Origin of the sequence: Levilactobacillus parabrevis (genome assembly GCF_044051715.1) — a bacterium.
GTDB classification, from domain to species: domain Bacteria; phylum Bacillota; class Bacilli; order Lactobacillales; family Lactobacillaceae; genus Levilactobacillus; species Levilactobacillus parabrevis.
In genome coordinates this window covers 2024663-2040288 of the sequence record NZ_CP168688.1, presented here as the reverse complement: position 1 = coordinate 2040288, position 15626 = coordinate 2024663, and the positions used below count along the sequence as shown (strand labels likewise).

11 protein-coding genes and 1 other RNA gene are annotated in these 15626 nt (G+C 52.2%); 8 read left to right on the top strand and 4 right to left on the bottom strand.

The window, feature by feature from the left end; genetic code table 11:
* The first annotated feature begins 1 nt into the window (after position 1).
* Both ACEPSU_RS09640 and mprF read left to right on the top strand, forming a co-directional pair.
* Positions 2–1381: a sensor histidine kinase gene (locus tag ACEPSU_RS09640; RefSeq protein ID WP_395321307.1), complete on the top strand. Its 1380-nt coding sequence runs from the start codon at positions 2–4 to the stop codon at positions 1379–1381.
* 487 nt (positions 1382–1868) lie between these two features.
* Positions 1869–4478, top strand: coding sequence for a bifunctional lysylphosphatidylglycerol flippase/synthetase MprF (mprF, locus tag ACEPSU_RS09635; RefSeq protein ID WP_395323178.1), 2610 nt, complete (start codon positions 1869–1871; stop codon positions 4476–4478).
* Between the two features lie 650 nt (positions 4479–5128).
* Here mprF and ACEPSU_RS09630 read toward each other — a convergent pair.
* Positions 5129–5707 (bottom strand): TIGR00730 family Rossman fold protein, encoded by a 579-nt coding sequence (locus tag ACEPSU_RS09630; RefSeq protein ID WP_020088148.1) that lies wholly within the window; start codon positions 5705–5707, stop codon positions 5129–5131.
* Between the two features lie 174 nt (positions 5708–5881).
* Between ACEPSU_RS09630 and ACEPSU_RS09625 the strand changes: the two genes are divergently transcribed.
* Together ACEPSU_RS09625 and ACEPSU_RS09620 are read left to right on the top strand one after the other, a co-directional pair.
* On the top strand, positions 5882–6784 hold the full coding sequence (locus ACEPSU_RS09625) for a 3-hydroxyacyl-CoA dehydrogenase (protein WP_020088149.1): 903 nt from the start codon (positions 5882–5884) through the stop codon (positions 6782–6784).
* A gap of 106 nt (positions 6785–6890) precedes the next feature.
* Positions 6891–7529, top strand: a complete 639-nt coding sequence (locus ACEPSU_RS09620; protein WP_395321306.1) for a Vat family streptogramin A O-acetyltransferase — start codon at positions 6891–6893, stop codon at positions 7527–7529.
* Between the two features lie 378 nt (positions 7530–7907).
* Here ACEPSU_RS09620 and nrdF read toward each other — a convergent pair whose 3' ends face one another.
* The 3 genes from nrdF to nrdH all read right to left on the bottom strand — a co-directional run bounded on the left by nrdF (position 7908) and on the right by nrdH (position 12063).
* A complete protein-coding gene (gene nrdF, locus ACEPSU_RS09615) occupies positions 7908–8903 on the bottom strand; it encodes a class 1b ribonucleoside-diphosphate reductase subunit beta (RefSeq protein ID WP_260338822.1) in 996 nt (331 codons plus the stop codon).
* A gap of 182 nt (positions 8904–9085) precedes the next feature.
* Entirely contained in the window at positions 9086–11251 is a 2166-nt protein-coding gene (nrdE, locus tag ACEPSU_RS09610) for a class 1b ribonucleoside-diphosphate reductase subunit alpha (protein ID WP_395321305.1), read from the bottom strand.
* Between the two features lie 584 nt (positions 11252–11835).
* On the bottom strand, positions 11836–12063 hold the full coding sequence (gene nrdH / locus ACEPSU_RS09605) for a glutaredoxin-like protein NrdH (RefSeq protein WP_020088153.1): 228 nt from the start codon (positions 12061–12063) through the stop codon (positions 11836–11838).
* Between the two features lie 199 nt (positions 12064–12262).
* On the opposite strand from nrdH, the gene ACEPSU_RS09600 reads away from it, so the two are divergent.
* The 4 genes from ACEPSU_RS09600 (at position 12263) to dnaX (ending at position 15608) form a co-directional block, all read left to right on the top strand.
* Positions 12263–12865, top strand: coding sequence for a class I SAM-dependent methyltransferase (locus tag ACEPSU_RS09600; protein ID WP_020088154.1), 603 nt, complete (start codon positions 12263–12265; stop codon positions 12863–12865).
* A gap of 27 nt (positions 12866–12892) precedes the next feature.
* Positions 12893–13423, top strand: a complete 531-nt coding sequence (locus ACEPSU_RS09595; RefSeq protein ID WP_395321303.1) for a nucleoside deaminase — start codon at positions 12893–12895, stop codon at positions 13421–13423.
* A 113-nt stretch (positions 13424–13536) separates the two neighbouring features.
* Positions 13537–13623: signal recognition particle sRNA small type (gene ffs / locus ACEPSU_RS09590), an RNA gene on the top strand.
* 224 nt (positions 13624–13847) lie between these two features.
* Entirely contained in the window at positions 13848–15608 is a 1761-nt protein-coding gene (dnaX, locus tag ACEPSU_RS09585; RefSeq protein ID WP_395321301.1) for a DNA polymerase III subunit gamma/tau, read from the top strand.
* Positions 15609–15626: the final 18 nt, after the last annotated feature.

Sequence of the window (15626 nt, the reverse complement as noted above, 5' to 3'; positions counted from 1 at the left end):
AATGGCTAAAGCACAAACAACGGCCGGAGAAATTCATAAACGGGTGATTCGGCTACTTATTTTGGCAACGCTACTCATGGGGACCGCCATCATCGCGGTGGTCGGTTACCAGCAGATTCGCCAGACTCAGGATTCAGCGACTCGGTTGATGAAGGGGCTTCAACACTCGGTAATCGATGACCAGCCTGACTGGTACTGGTGGCGGCGATATAGTGCCATTGATACCTTTGAGACCAACGTCCGGGTGACGAACCCCCGCGATAGCGCAGTTAAATACTACTACTCGCCCTATACTCGCGACTTTCTAAGTCATAAGCCTCACCGGGTGTTGGGCATTCGAAATATCAGCTATGCGCCGGAGTACGGGCTAACGTACTATCGAGAAAGTTACTATCATGGAAATCGTTTGGAAATTTGGCTAAACCTCATGCCAATCGTGGTGACCCTGTTGTCGGTGGCGATTGTGGTGCTGCTGGTTATGGTGGCAACGATCTTGATTGGAGGATTTTACGTCCGATCGGTCGCTCGAAAACTCACGCAGCCATTGGCTAGTCTGAATACTGCGGCACAGGAGCAGGCCCACCAGCGCGAATGGCGGATTGCTCTGCCCGTTCCGGCGCAACCGGTGGAAGTCAATCAGTTGGCCGCGAGCTTTAACGCGCTTTTGGAGACGGTCAATGCACACACCGCTCAGGAGCGGCAGTTCACCTCGAATGCAGCCCATGAGCTGCGGACACCGATTGCCGCGGTCCTGACCCAAGTGCAGCTTCTCCAGCGACGTGCGGCGGACCATCCGGAGATTATTCCACAGTCGTTGGCCTATATCAGTGATGAGTCGATGCGGATGAAGAATTTGGTGGATAGTCTGCTGACGCTGTCGCGAGCTGACCGCGCCGTTTTGGAGCTGGCGCCCGTTGATCTACAGGACGTGATTGCCGCGGCGACGACGCGTGAACGGCCACTCCTTCACCAGACACTTCGCGTAACCGGCAATCAGTCGCCAGCCGTGATTCTAGGGGCTGCAGAGAGTCTTGAGCAGGTGTTGACGGCCTTGCTCGATAATGCTGCCAAATACTCACCCGCTACGTCAGTCATCACCGTTGACTTAGAAACGACAGCGACCACCCAGATCATTCGGGTTAAGGATGAGGGGATGGGGATCAGTGCGGCGGATAAGCGGCATATCTTTGAACGTTTCTATCGTGCTGATCCAGCGCGAACACCAGAAATTGCGGGCACCGGGTTAGGCTTGGCGATCGTTGACCAGTTGGTGCATCTGAATCACGGGACCATTACCGTTGGCGACAACGTGCCGCAGGGGAGTCAATTTGTGGTGACGTTGCCTCGAGCGGATGGCCAATCTGAGAAAATCTCAGAATAATTTCTTTTAGGGTAAGTTTTTAAAGTGGACCGGTTCAGCTATGATTAAAACAGTCAATTGCAGTTGAACTTTTTTAGGGGCAACCGGACGGATCGTGGCGTGACAAAAAGTTTTTGGGGGATGTCATGGCGCATAGACCGGCTGACGGCAATTGAACGTCTAGCTTGACACACCACCTGAGGGGGACGGTCCTTTCCGGGAGAACCGGCTTGCGTGAGTCACGGCGAGAATCGCATTGGGGAATGCGGTTATGGAAAATAGAATCTGATGAGTGATAGCACAATTGGTCAACGGAGTATGGAGAAACAACAAGTTAATATAGTGGGTAGTGCCGATCAGCGTGGACTACCTAAAGGAGCCGGGCGTGGGGACGTCGGCTCCTTTGATGTATAGTAAGTCAGGTAACCTAACGGCTGATTCCAGCTCTGCCTTGATTGTGTTTCGACTGGGCCATTGCGATAATGAAGAACTACGGGGGGATTTTATGATGGGGAAAAGACTATGGTCGGGCATTCAAAAACACATGACGTTGATTAAAGGGCTCTTTATGTTTTCCGTGCTGCTCTTTATTATCCGAGAGATTGGACGTGTGGCGCATGAGGTCAGTGGGCAGCAGGTGCAATCAGTCCTAGCGTCGTTAAGCTGGGGAACGTTGGGGCTCCTCCTAGTGGGGGGCTTTGTGGCGGTCCTGCCAATGCTGATCTACGACTTCACTATCGTGGAATTCTTACCCGGTAAGTTCTCGACGGGGTACATCGTTCGGAGTGGCTGGGTGACCAACACCTTCACCAACCTCATGGGGATGGGCGGTCTCCTCGGGGCAAGTCTGCGAGCGAACTTCTACTCGGCGTCGGCCACGAAGAAACAGGTGGTGTATGCCATTTCAAAGATTGCGCTGTTCCTGTTGGCCGGGCTGTCCCTGTCGTGTTGGGTTGCCCTCCTCTTGCTCTTTGGGTTTAACGTTGGCCAACCGTATCAGGGGTACTGGTTCTGGCTGTTGGGTGGTGGTCTGTATTTTCCAGGCTTGTTCTTTTTCACGCGATTCAATGACAGCGAGTTCTTTAAGGACTTGACCTGGACGCGTGAGCTGCGCTTGATCATTGGGTCCAGTTTGGAGTGGGGTGGTTGTGCGCTCTTCTTTCTCCTAATTGGTTGGACACTGAATCTACCGTTAAATCTAGCCGCTGTATTTCCGATGTTTGTGGTGGCCTCGGTCGCGGGGGTCGTCTCGATGATTCCCGGTGGCTTGGGGAGTTTTGACGTCTTCATGATCCTAGGCCTGGGGATGCTAGGAGTCAGCCGCGCGGATGCGGCGGGGTGGCTGTTACTGTATCGGCTATTCTACTATCTCTTCCCGTTTGGCGTGGGGGTTGGCCTGTTCTTCCACGATGCCGGTCGTAAGATCAACCGCTTCTTAAATGGCTTGCCGGTCGCAGCTCTGCGGCGGGGCGCGCACCTATTCGTGACGACCTTTATGTATTTCTCTGGTGTGATGATGCTCCTGTACGCGACGATTCCAGACGTGGTCTTAACCAACCATCTCTATATTCGGTTGGTGCCCTATATGTTTTACTTCCTGGATCAAGTCTCCAATATTATCGTGGCCTTTCTCCTAATTGGATTGGCCCGGGGGGTTGGGGCACGAGTCAAACGGGTCTTTTGGCCAACGCTCGTAGTGTTAGCAATCGCCATTGGTAACACGCTCTGGCGGGAGAACTTTCCCGGGGGCTTGGCGGTTCTGCTGGGATTGGTGCTGGCCTGCCTCATCTTTGCACGGCCGGAGCTGTACCGCGAGGGTTTCCACTATTCCTGGGGTGGCCTGCTGATCGATGGCAGTATTTATGTGGGCACGTTCCTGTTGTATACCGTATTAGGGTTGTACATGTTTCAGGGGAACCATCGGCCATGGCTACCGCAAAGTTGGTTGGTACCGTCGATGCAGGTATGGCTGAACGGCCTGGGTGGCCTGCTGGTAGCCTTGCTGATCCTCTTGGGCATCTATCGCTACCTGGCACATTCACGGCAGGCGTGGTTGCGTCAGCCGTTTGATGGGCCGCGGGTGCGCGCGCTGATTCAGCGGTTTGGTGGCAACGAGGTCAGCCATTTAGCCTTCTTGCGGGACAAGCGCCTGTATTTTTACCAGGAAGATGGTGAAGACCAACTGTTGCTTTTGTTTCGGCAGCGAGCCGATAAGCTTCTGGTCATGGGCGAACCCATTGGTAATCAGGAAAAATTAGCACCGGCGCTCAAGCAGTTCATGCACGATACAGACCTGGCAGGCTTGCGGCCCGTCTTCTACGAAATCAGTGAATCGCTGACACTACGGCTACACGAGATGGGGTTTGACTTCATCAAGGTGGGGGAAGAGGGCCATGTCGACCTGGCCACATTTAATCTGGTGGGAAAGGCTCATCGTGGAGAACGCGCGCTGGTTAATAAGTTCCGTCGTGAGGGGTATACCTGTGAGATTCAGCAGCCCCCATTCAGTGACGCGGATTTTGCAACGCTACAGGCGATTTCTAACTCGTGGCTGGGTGATCAGACGGAGAAGGGCTTTTCAATGGGGTTCTTTGACCGAACCTACCTCGACGAAGCACCGATCGCCGTGATGAAGAATGCTAGCGGTGAAATTGTGGCGTTTGCCAATCTGATGCCTACGGGAGATCGGAAGATGACGTCGATTGATTTGATGCGTGAGAGTCACGAGGCCCCCTCCGGCATCATGGACGGACTATTCGTGTACCTGTTCGAGCTGTGCCGTGATCAAGGCTATACCGCCTTTAATCTGGGGATGGCTCCCTTAGCCAACGTAGGCGTCTCGAACTTTAGCTTTATTGAGGAACGGGCGGCCCACCTGATCTATCAGTACGGGTCCAGCGTCTACAGTTTCCAAGGCTTACGGGCGTATAAGGAAAAGTACGTGACCACCTGGCAGCCAAAATACTTGGCATACCGGCGGCGCGCATCGCTGATCTTCACGATGCTCCAGCTGATGCTGGTCATCAATCGGCCAGCAACGGGACCAAAGACACGGCTGGTGCCACATTGGCTGGATCGCTGGTTAACCGATGAGATCAACTGGCAGAACCGCCGTTAACTGGTCTAAACCTAGTCGCTTGCGGCAGCCAGGGATTCCGCCTGCTGTGGGGACCGGCCCAAGCCTGAGGAGCGGTCTTGAACCTCGACTTGAAGCCGTCACAGTTCAGACGTCTCCAAGCTCGTCCCATGACCTAACCTGACAAAAACCGTCAGCTAAGGTCATCGACACGGCTGGCTACACCCTGGCTGCCTCCGGCTTAGACTGGTTTTTACCCGCGATAGCGGCTGATCTGACCAATTCGGGTATCTGTCGTTGAACAATATCGCCGTGTGACGCAGTTGGCTAATGCCGTTTAACCAAAAAGAGTGTAAAAAAAGAACGAGCATTTAGCCCGTTCGGTTAGATTCATCTTGAAGTTAGGTATAGTTGTTATCAATAAAACTGAGAACGGAAACGTTATTAGTTAGTGTTTTGGGTTAGAGATAGCGTAGCCGGAGGAGGCCAGGGATGGCGCCAGCCGTGATAGCGGTGTTAGACCGGGTGTTTTTCCCGGCCTTACAGCGCGGGACGTGTTTGGAAACTCGCATGACCTTCGCGAGGTTTCAAACCGAGCTGGAATCCCGTTCTTTGGCTGCAAGCGGTCCCCACAGCGGCAGAATCCCTGGCAGCCGCAGGCGACAAATCCCGACCAAAACACTAGCTAAAGACTAGTTCGTGTATTTGTAAGGCAGCTGGTGATGGAAGGTCGCGAAGCCTTCGAAGATTTTGTCAATCGAAGGTGCGTCAATAAAGAGATCCATGTTTTCTTGTGGTGCGAAGCCTTGGTCACAGCACTTCTGCATCATGGCCACGAGTTCGTCGAAGTAGTGATTGATGTTGAAGAGGGCAATTGGCTTTTGGTGAACGTTGATCTGGCTCCACGACAGCATGGTCGTGAATTCTTCAAACGTACCAAAACCACCAGGAAGGACGATGAAAGCATCGGACTGGCGAAGCATTTCGTCTTTCCGTTCGTCCATGGTGCTGGTCTCTAACAACGTAGTGACGTTGGTTTCGGCCAAGCCCATTTCGCTTAAGAAGGTTGGGATGATCCCGATGACTTCACCACCGGCGTCCATGGTGGACTTGGCAATCGCGCCCATCAGGCCTTCCTTCCCCCCGCCGTACACAACGGGATGGTGGTTAGCGGCGAGGTATTGGCCGAGCGCGTTCGTTTGTTTGAGAAAGTCTGGATCATAACCGTGGTTGGATCCGCAGAAGACGCAGACGTTTTTGATTTTTGGCATAGAAATTGACCCCCTGAATTTAGACAGTGGCGCGCCGGATAACGCAATCAGTTTTAACCGATAGCGGCGCGTAACTTACAATCCATTATACCGCAAAATGGCGGGTGGCCTAGGCCAGATTTTGTGGAGTTTTGTGAAGATTTGTTGGGGAATGACTAGAAAGGGTGAGGGGTAATGGCAATCGAAAAAGTTGTGATCGCTGGTGGCGGGACAATGGGGAGTCAGATTGCGTTTCAAATTGCATATAGTGGCCTGTACGTGACCGTCTATGACGTGAATCCAGCGGCTAGTGCTGCGGCGAAACGACGCGTGGCTACGTGGGACCGAACCTACATGCGAGAACGCAAGGCGACGCCGGCCGTCATCAAAACGACCAATGATCATCTGCGTTACGCCACGGATCTGGAGACGGCGGTGGAAGATGCCGACCTGGTGATTGAGACCGTTCCGGAAGTGGTGAGCGTGAAAAATGAGTTCTACGCGCGATTGGCTAAGGTAGCTCCGCAGGAAACTATCTTCGCTACCAGCACGTCGACGATGGTTCCCAGTCAATTTGCGGCGATTACCGGCCGACCCGGGAAATTCTTGGCACTCCACTTCACGAACCACGTCTGGGTCAATCACCTGGCCGAGGTGATGGGACATCCGGGAACGGATCCCGTCATTTACCAGGAAGTCGTGGCCTTTGTGCGCCGGATTGGGATGGTGCCGATTCAGCTACAGAAGGAACATCCGGCTTATATTTTAAATGCTATGCTGGATTCTTTCCTGAGCACGGCGTTGATGCTATGGGTCGAGGGGGTGGCTGACTTCGAGACCATTGATCGGACCTGGATGATGGCGACCGGTGCCGTGCGGGGGCCGTTTGCGGTACTTGACGAGATTGGCCTACAGACGGCCTATCAGCTGATGTTAGGTGCCAGTGCCGAACCGGGACGCGAGGGCTTGGTCACAGTAGCCCACCGAATCAAGATCGAATTGATCGACAATCATCGGCTGGGTCAGGAAACTGGAGCGGGATTCTACGAGTATCCGCACCCGGCATTTCGGCGGGAAGGATTTGTGCAGGGAAAATAGGGTGAGTAATGGCCAACCAACGACGGTGCGGCCATTTTATTTTGGCATTGCTTTCCGCTGGGGTGCCCGGTACACTGGGGGTAATTGAAGACGAGGAGGCTTTTCCATGACAGTTCCTGATGTGAATGCAGTTTACCCCAACCCGGAAATTAAGGAAGTCGTGTTTCTAAAGAACGTGATTCAACGGCCCAACATTGAAGTGGGCGACTATACTTACTATGATGATTCGGTGTCGCCGCTAGACTTTGAACGGCACGTGACCCACCACTATGAGTTTCTAGGTGATAAATTGGTGATCGGCAAATTCTGCTCGATTGCGAGTGGTATTGAATTTGTGATGAACGGTGCTAATCATGCCATGGCCGGGGCGTCAACCTATCCCTTTAACATTTTAGGTGGCGACTGGCAGGCCTTCACGCCGCGTCTCGCGGATCTTCCATTGAAGGGCGATACCGTGGTTGGTAACGACGTTTGGCTAGGGCAAAACGTGACGGTGTTACCCGGTATCACGATTGGTGACGGAGCCATCGTAGGAGCCAACAGCGTCGTGACCAAGGATGTCGCTCCGTACACGATTGTTGGCGGTAACCCGGCCGCGCTGATTCGGCCGCGTTTTGACCCGGCCGTGATTGTGGCTTTGGAAAGATTAGCGTGGTGGGACCGAGACATCGACTGGATCACGGCCCATATCCCGGCACTGACGCGAGCCACGCCAACGGTTGAGAAGATTGAAGAGTTGATGTAAAGTGGGAGCTTTTGTGGGATGCTAAGCTGTGTGAAGAGTGTAATAGCATGAGAATTTAGGCACAGTTTGGTCAATAAAGATGGTTGAAGGCTGGTTTAGCCGGAGGAGGCTAGGATGTAGCCAGCCGTGACGATGACCTTATCTGACGTTTTTTGTCAGGTTAGGTCATGGGACGAGCTTGGAGACGTCTGAACTGTGACGGCTTCAAGTCGAGGTTCAAGACCGTTCTGTGGCTTGGACCGGTCCCCACAGCAGGCGGAATTCTAGCAGCCGCAGGCGACAATCCTCACCCATATATAACCGAAAAACAAAAGACGCCGCAAGCGTGCGGACCATCATACGGTGGTTCGGCGCTTGCGGCGTCTTCATCTGTCGAATTTATTTGCTAGGGTCATCGGGCGCTTTGGGTTCGCCGATGTTGTAGTCGCTGTCGTTCATGGCTTCGACGTTACCCAACAGGTAACCGTTCCCCACTTGGGAGAAGAAGTCATGGTTGGCAGTCGATGTGGAAATACCGTTCATGACAACGGGGTTCACGTCCTCGGCAGTGTCGGGGAAGAGGGGATCTTGGCCCAGGTTCATCAGTGCCTTGTTGGCGTTGTAACGGATGAAGGTCAAGACTTGTTCTGTCCAGCCGACTTGATCGTAGAGAGTGTGGGTGTACTTTTCTTCGTTATCGTATAACTTGTAAAGGAAGTCGTACATCCAGTCCTTCATTTGTTGTTGTTCGTTGTCGGTCAATTCCTTCATACCGAGTTGGAACTTGTAACCGATGTAGGTGCCGTGGACGGATTCGTCCCGCAGAATCAACTTGATGATTTCGGCAACGTTAGCCAGCTTGTTGTGACCCAGGTAATACAGTGGGGTAAAGAACCCGGAGTAGAACAGGAACGTTTCCAAGAAGACACTGGAGATTTTTTTCTTCAGGGGGTGCTCGTCATCGTGGTAAAGGTCGAAGATCCGCTTAGTCTTGTTCTGCAGAAATTCTTCGGAGTCGCTCCACCGGAAAATTTCATCGATCTCATCGGGCGTATTCAGCGTGGAGAAGATTGTGGAGTAACTCTTGGCATGAACGGATTCCATGAATTGAATGTTGTTTAAGACCGCCGTTTCATGAGGGGTCCGAACGTCCTTACGCAGGGCCGCCATCCCATCTTGAGATTGCAGCGTATCCAGTAAGGTCAGCCCACCAAAGACGTGACCCACGACCCATTGATGGTCGGTGTCCAGCGTCCGCCAGTCATCCAAGTCGTTGGAGACGGGAATCCGGGTGTCCAGCCAGAATTGTTCCGTTAATTTTTCCCAAGTTGCCTTGTCGATTTCGTCAGAAACCGCGTTCCAGTTGATTGCGTTATAATCTTCAGTTCTTGCCATTGCAGCCACTCCTTTTTCGTATTGCCGGGGTCCAACATTCTGTTGGCCTAAGCTTACCACATTTAGGTGGTGAAAATGTGAATCAAAAAGCGGCGACTTCCGCTAATGTTGCCCAGTACAGAATCCCGGAGGAGTCACTGGACTGAGCAACACGCGGATTCACCGCTTTTACTTAATTTTTGCTAAATAACACAGCTTTCACATTGATTGGCACCGACTTCGTTATTGTCGTCGGTAAACGTCCGTACGTAGTAGATGGACTTGATGCCCTTGCGGTAAGCATAGTTACGTAAGATGCTGAGGTCTCGCGTTGTCATCTTATCGGTCCGGCCGTTCTTCCATTCGTACAGGCCTGCTGGGATCGTTGAACGCATGAATAACGTCAGACTCATCCCTTGGTCCACGTGTTTCTGAGCTGCCGCGTAAACGTCGATAACCCGCCGCATGTCCGTATCGTAAGCGGACTTGTAGTATGGCATGGTGTCGTTGTCCAGATAAGGTGCTGGATAGTAGATCTTCCCAATCTTCTTTTCCTGGCGTTCCTCAATCCGATTAATGATGGGGTGGAGGCTGGCCGTGGTGTCGTTGATGTAGGAAATCGATCCGTTAGGCGCAACGGCCATCCGGTTCTGGTGATACAGTCCGTCTTGCATGACCGCAGCCTTGAGCGCTGCCCAGTCTTCAGGAGAAGGTAACCAGACGTCCTTAAATAAGGCTTGGACCTTTTCCGCCTTTGGCCGCCAGTCTTGTTCTGTGTAACGGTCGAAGTAGCTCCCGTCGGCGTAGGTACTCTTCTCAAAGTTGTGGAAAGTTTCGTGGCGCTCCTTAGCGATCTCGTTGGAAGCTTTGAGCGTCCAGTAGTTCAGCAGCATGAAGTAAACACTGGTGAACCCGATGCTGTCCTTGGACCCATACATCATGTGGTTCTTGGCAAAGTAACTGTGAAGTCCCATGGCTCCCAGACCAATCGTGTGAGCGAGTCGATTGCCCTTTTGAATAGAGGGTACGACGTCGATGTCGGAATGATCGGTGACAAATGTCAGGGCACGCACCATGGTTTCCACGGAGTGACCGAAGTCGGGGGAGGTCATCAGGTTAACGATGTTGGTTGACCCCAGGTTGCAGGAAATGTCGGTTCCCTTTTGAATGTATTCTTGTTTGTTGTTGACCGTGGATGGCGTTTGAACCTGCATGATTTCGGAACACAGGTTACTCATCACGATGCGGCCATCGATGGGACTCTCGCGGTTGGCGGTATCGATGTTGACGATGTAAGGATAACCGGATTCCTGTTGGAGCTTGCCAATTTCCGTTTCCAAGTCACGCGCCTTCAGCTTCTTCTTACGAATGTCAGGGTTAGCGACCATGTTGTCGTATTCCGTCGTGATGTCCACGTAGGAGAATGGTTTGCCGTAGATACGTTCCACGTCGTAAGGGCTAAACAGATACATGTCGGCGTCTCGTTCACAGAGCTCGTAGAATTTATCGGGTACCGTGACCCCAAGTGACAGCGTCTTGAGCCGAATCTTTTCATCGGCGTTTTCCTTTTTTGCACCCAAAAAGGCGATGATGTCGGGATGGAATACACTCAGGTAGACCACACCGGCCCCTTGACGTTGGCCCAGTTGATTAGAGTAGGAGAAACTGTCTTCTAATAGTTTCATTACTGGAACCACGCCAGAAGCGGCGCCATCGATGTGTTTGATGGGATCGCCGGCCCCCCGCAGGTTGGAAAGGCTAATGCCGACCCCACCACCGATACGGGACAATTGAAGCGCGGAGTTGATGGTCCGGCCGATGGTGTTCATGTCATCGGTGGACTGAATTAAGAAGCAGGAAACCAATTCACCACGCCGCGCCCGACCAGCATTTAAGAAGCTTGGCGTTGCGGGTTGATAACGTTGGTGAATGATTTCATCGGCAAGGTCGTGGGCTAATTGTTGGTCGCCACCGGCAAAGTCGAGGGCGTTCATGGCCACGCGGTCGATGAAGTTTTCCAAGTAGTAGTCGTTGTCGTCCGTTTTCAGTGCGTATTGGGCGTAGAACTTGTAGGCGGCCATGAAGGACTTGAAGTGGAAGTTTTGGGCCTTCAGATAGCTGTAGAGGTCTTCGATGAAGTCAAAGGGATACTGATCGATGACCTGTTGTTCAACGTAGTTCCCGGCGATGAGGTAATCGAACCGGTCACGGAGCGTAGCAAACTTTTTCGTGTTAGGGATCACGTTTTCCGTCAAGAAGGCCTGCAAGGCTTCCTGATCCTTATTCAGCGGAATCTGTCCATCGACGGGGATGTTGATCTCGTTGTTTAAATCGTAGTACGTGACGTCGCCTAAATTCTTTAAACTCATACTCGTCATCTCTTCCTTCTCTTAATAATCATTGCTTCTAGGTCTAACGGCTATCGCCTGCGGTGGTCAGAGATTTCGCCTGCTGTGGGGACCGGTTCAAGCCTGGAAAGCGGTCTTGCACCTCGACTTGAAGCCGTCACAGTTCAGACGTCTCCAAGCACGTCCCATGGTCTTAACCTGACAAAGGACGTCAGCTAAAGCCATCGACACGGCCGGCTACATCTCTGACCACCTCCGGCTAAGCTAGCAGTTAGCCCGGCAGTTAGCTGCCAGGTATCTCTTGGGCTAGTTTTATACGGAAAATCTCGGGATTCTAAGCGGCGAACCCGCTAAGAGAACTTCCACGGCTGAGCCCATTTTGACCGTCCCTGCGGCTGACGCTTGTGTAGTCCAGCAGCAATTGCCTAATCTCATATCATCAGCATTTGATAAACACTGATGAATTGAACAGAGACTACATATAGGGCAGAATGCCCAAGTCGTATTTGGTAGACAATTAGTTAGTTAACCATCAAAAATCATATAAAAATGGCGACACCGTGAACAAACACGACGTCGCCAAGACGGGTTTGTGCTTACTTCAATTAGCCCGCAATCTTGGTCAATTGGTCTGGCCGGAAGCCATAGAAAGCAGGAAGCCCTTGTGCTTCAACAACTGGTACGGCTTGGAAGCCGTGGTCTCTAAGGTAAGACACATATTCTGGATTTTGATTAATATTCCGTTCTTCAAACTCCACGTTGTGTTCGCTGAGAAAACGCTTTGTCATCTTGCATTGCATGCAATTATTCTTTGAGTAGACTGTTACTTTCATTGTTGCCACATCCCTTAAATTTCAATATCAATGTGTTAAGTGTACACCAGATATTGAAAATAGCAATTAAAAAAAGCACCATATTTGGTAGTTGGTCAATACAATAACTACCAAATATAGTGCTAGACGGATTAAATTTATTTTTCTTGTTTTCCGCTAAAAAACTAAGGTAAAATAGACCTAAAAGGTGGCGGAGAATTTGACTAATCACTATTATACACAAAATCCAGACGTTTTACATGAGGAACACCATTGGCCGTTTACCCTCTTAGGCAACGAATTGTTGTTTACCACCGACAACGGAGTCTTCTCCAAGAACCGAGTCGACTACGGATCACGGGCTTTATTAGCGGCCTTTAATGCCGATAAGACGCCGGCTGGCCCTTGGCTAGACTTGGGCACGGGGTACGGCCCCATCGGCCTGGCACTGGCTAAGAAGTGGCCTGAACGGCAAGTCACAATGGTCGATGTCAACGAGTTGGCGTTGGACTTGGCGCGGCAAAACGCCGTGGCTAATCAGATTGAAAACGTTGAAATCAAGACGTCAGATATTTACGAGCACGTCACGGAGCGTTACGCTGCCATCCTAACGAACCCCCCCGTTCGAGCCGGTAAGCAGGTCGTCACGGCCATGCTGACGGGCGCCAAGGAACACCTCTTACCAGGGGGGACGTTGACCGTTGTGCTTCAGAAGAAGCAGGGGGCACCATCGGCCGAGAAGAATATGAAAGCCACGTTTGGTAACTGTGAAATCATCAAAAAAGACAAAGGTTATTATATTTTGGAAAGTACGCTGAATTAACCTAACTGACTGGAAAGGAGGGGTTCGATGCGTGACACTTCCTATTCACCTCTGCAACGACATTATATGGAAGAAGCTCTGTTTGAAGCGGACCAAGCTGGCTTGATCGGCGAAGTGCCGATTGGGGCGGTTATCGTCCATGAGGGCAAGATCGTTGGCCGGGGGCACAACCTCAGAGAACACGCCAACGATGCCACGCTCCATGCCGAGATTCGTGCCATCGAAGAAGCCTGTGCCACGCTTAAAAGCTGGCGTCTCGAGGATTGTCAGCTTTACGTGAGCATCGAGCCCTGCCTGATGTGTAGTGGGGCGATCATCAACGCTCGAATTCCAGAAGTCTATTATGGCGCGCGGGACCCCAAGGCGGGGGCCGTGGACAGTCTTTATCAGACACTGACTGACGAGCGACTTAACCACACCGTCACGGTTCACGAGGGCCTGATGGCCAAGGATGCTGGTGAGCGGATGGTGGCGTTCTTCAAAGCGGCAAGAAAGCGCCAAAAGGCGGCTAAAAAGGCCCGAAAGGCCAAAGCAGCGGCACAGGATTCGCAGAACTAACCAGTTGTCATGAGGCACGTGAGCGGTGCTGTTTTAGACGAGTATCCCTGACAATTTTGCCAAGCTGCTAGACAGGCTTAGCGAATCATGATACACTAGTTATTGCCGTTAAGGCCTTGAAGCAAGGGCGGACTTACGAATTGTGTCAGGTCCGGAAGGAAGCAGCACTAAGTTTGCTTCGCTTTGTGCTTCAAGTTTATGAGCAATTAAGCAGGAGCTGTGACGTTTGTCGCAGCTCCTTTTCTGTCTTTAAATTTCATCTGGTCAAACCGGATAGTTAAGGGAATAGGCACGATTGGTTTCAAAAACCAAAATTAATTTCCGCTAAAACCGACCCAACAATCCGTGACAGACGGTAGGGAAAAAGGCTATAATTATGAACAGCGAATTTATCTGAGAATTATTGAAGAAAGGAACCGATTGCATGGCTTATCAAGCACTCTACCGGGTCTGGCGCCCGCAGCGTTTCGATGACATGATTGGGCAAGAAGTCATTACGCGTACGCTGAAGAATGCCATTACGACGAATCAAATCAGTCACGCGTACCTCTTTGCCGGGCCGCGGGGCACTGGAAAGACCTCGGCCGCGAAGATTTTTGCCAAGGCAATCAACTGTCACCATCAGGTCGACGGCGAACCCTGCAACGAATGTGAGACGTGTAAGGCCATCACGGCTGGCACGCTCAACGATGTTATCGAAATCGATGCGGCCTCCAACAATGGGGTTGAAGAGATTCGTGATATTCGGGACAAGGTCAAGTACGCGCCGACCGTGGCCGACTACAAGGTCTACATCATTGATGAAGTCCACATGCTGTCGACTGGGGCCTTCAACGCTTTACTGAAGACGTTGGAGGAACCGCCGGCTAACGTGATCTTTATCCTAGCCACGACGGAACCTCACAAGATTCCGGCTACGATTATTTCGCGGACCCAGCGCTTTGATTTCAAACGGATCGCAGCTAACGACAGTTACGAGCGGATGATTTACATCCTCAAGCAAAAGGACGTCACCTATGATGATCAGGCCGTGAAGGTGATTGCCAAAGCTGCCGAGGGCGGAATGCGGGATGCTCTGAGTATTCTGGATCAAGCCCTGTCCTTCGGCGACAACGAGATTACGTTGGACAATGCCTTGCTGGTCACTGGGAGCGTCACCCACGAGCTGTTAGCGACCTACATTTCACAAGTTCTGGCCGGTGATACCAAGTCAGCCTTGGCAAGCTTACAGTCCGTCTTAGAGGCTGGTAAGGATGCCGAGCGGTTTACCGAGGATATCATCAGTTATGCCCGGGACCTGTTGCTGTATCAGCAGGCACCACAGATGGTTGAAGAGGCCGAGATGGGGAGTGTCAGCGAGGACTTTCAGGCACTGGCCAAACAGACCCCGGCGCAGACCATGTACGCCATGATCAACGAACTCAATGCCATTCAACAACAGATGCGCTTCACGACGCACCCCGATGTTTATCTAGAAATTTTGACCATTAAGTTGGCTGAGATTGGCAGACAGAAGGGGGCAACGCCAGCGGCTACGACGACACCGGCGGCAACGCCGAATGCAGAGGCACCGGTGCCCGCACAAGCGGCGGGGAACGCCGATGTGACGGAACTTCAGCACGAGATCGATCAATTACGGTCGGCCGTGAAGCACCTCGAACAGGCGCCAGCGGCTTCAGCTGCGGCGCCGACCAAGGCGAAACCCCGGGTAGCCAAGTCACCGGCGACCAAGGAAGTTAACCTGGCAAAGATTTATCCGGTGCTGGGTTCAGCGACCCGTGAGAAGCTCAATCAGCTCCAAGAGGTCTGGCCTGACTTGCTCAATAGCCTGACCGTGACGCAGCGAGCTGTCATGAAGGTGTCGCAACCCGTGGCGGCGGCCAATTCTGGGGTCATTGTGGCCTTTGATTATTCGTTCCTGTATCAACGGGCGACGACCGATCACGAGCTGACGGATGCCTTAGAGAACGGCCTCGACCGGATGATTGGGTCGGCATTACCGGTGGTCTTCGTTCCCAAGGATGAGTGGCCGGTGATTCGCAAGAATTATCTGACCGCCCACCGTGACGAGTTGCAGGCCAATGGCGAGGAAGATGCTCAGCCGGCAAAGCCCGCGGCCAATCCGGTCGTGACTAAGGCCGAAGAACTCTTCGGTAAAGATATTGTGGATGTTAAACAAGATTAAACCTTGAAAGGATGATAC

What these genes read in the sequence shown, in the direction of transcription:
- ACEPSU_RS09640 (WP_395321307.1), top strand. Translation starts at nt 2, where the DNA reads ATGGCTAAAGCACAAACAACGGCCGGAGAAATTCATAAACGGGTGATT.
- nrdF (WP_260338822.1), bottom strand. Translation starts at nt 8,903, where the DNA reads ATGGCAAGAACTGAAGATTATAACGCAATCAACTGGAACGCGGTTTCT.
- ACEPSU_RS09595 (WP_395321303.1), top strand. Translation starts at nt 12,893, where the DNA reads ATGCGTGACACTTCCTATTCACCTCTGCAACGACATTATATGGAAGAA.
- nrdE (WP_395321305.1), bottom strand. Translation starts at nt 11,251, where the DNA reads ATGAGTTTAAAGAATTTAGGCGACGTCACGTACTACGATTTAAACAAC.
- ACEPSU_RS09625 (WP_020088149.1), top strand. Translation starts at nt 5,882, where the DNA reads ATGGCAATCGAAAAAGTTGTGATCGCTGGTGGCGGGACAATGGGGAGT.
- dnaX (WP_395321301.1), top strand. Translation starts at nt 13,848, where the DNA reads ATGGCTTATCAAGCACTCTACCGGGTCTGGCGCCCGCAGCGTTTCGAT.
- ACEPSU_RS09630 (WP_020088148.1), bottom strand. Translation starts at nt 5,707, where the DNA reads ATGCCAAAAATCAAAAACGTCTGCGTCTTCTGCGGATCCAACCACGGT.
- mprF (WP_395323178.1), top strand. Translation starts at nt 1,869, where the DNA reads ATGGGGAAAAGACTATGGTCGGGCATTCAAAAACACATGACGTTGATT.
- ACEPSU_RS09620 (WP_395321306.1), top strand. Translation starts at nt 6,891, where the DNA reads ATGACAGTTCCTGATGTGAATGCAGTTTACCCCAACCCGGAAATTAAG.
- nrdH (WP_020088153.1), bottom strand. Translation starts at nt 12,063, where the DNA reads ATGAAAGTAACAGTCTACTCAAAGAATAATTGCATGCAATGCAAGATG.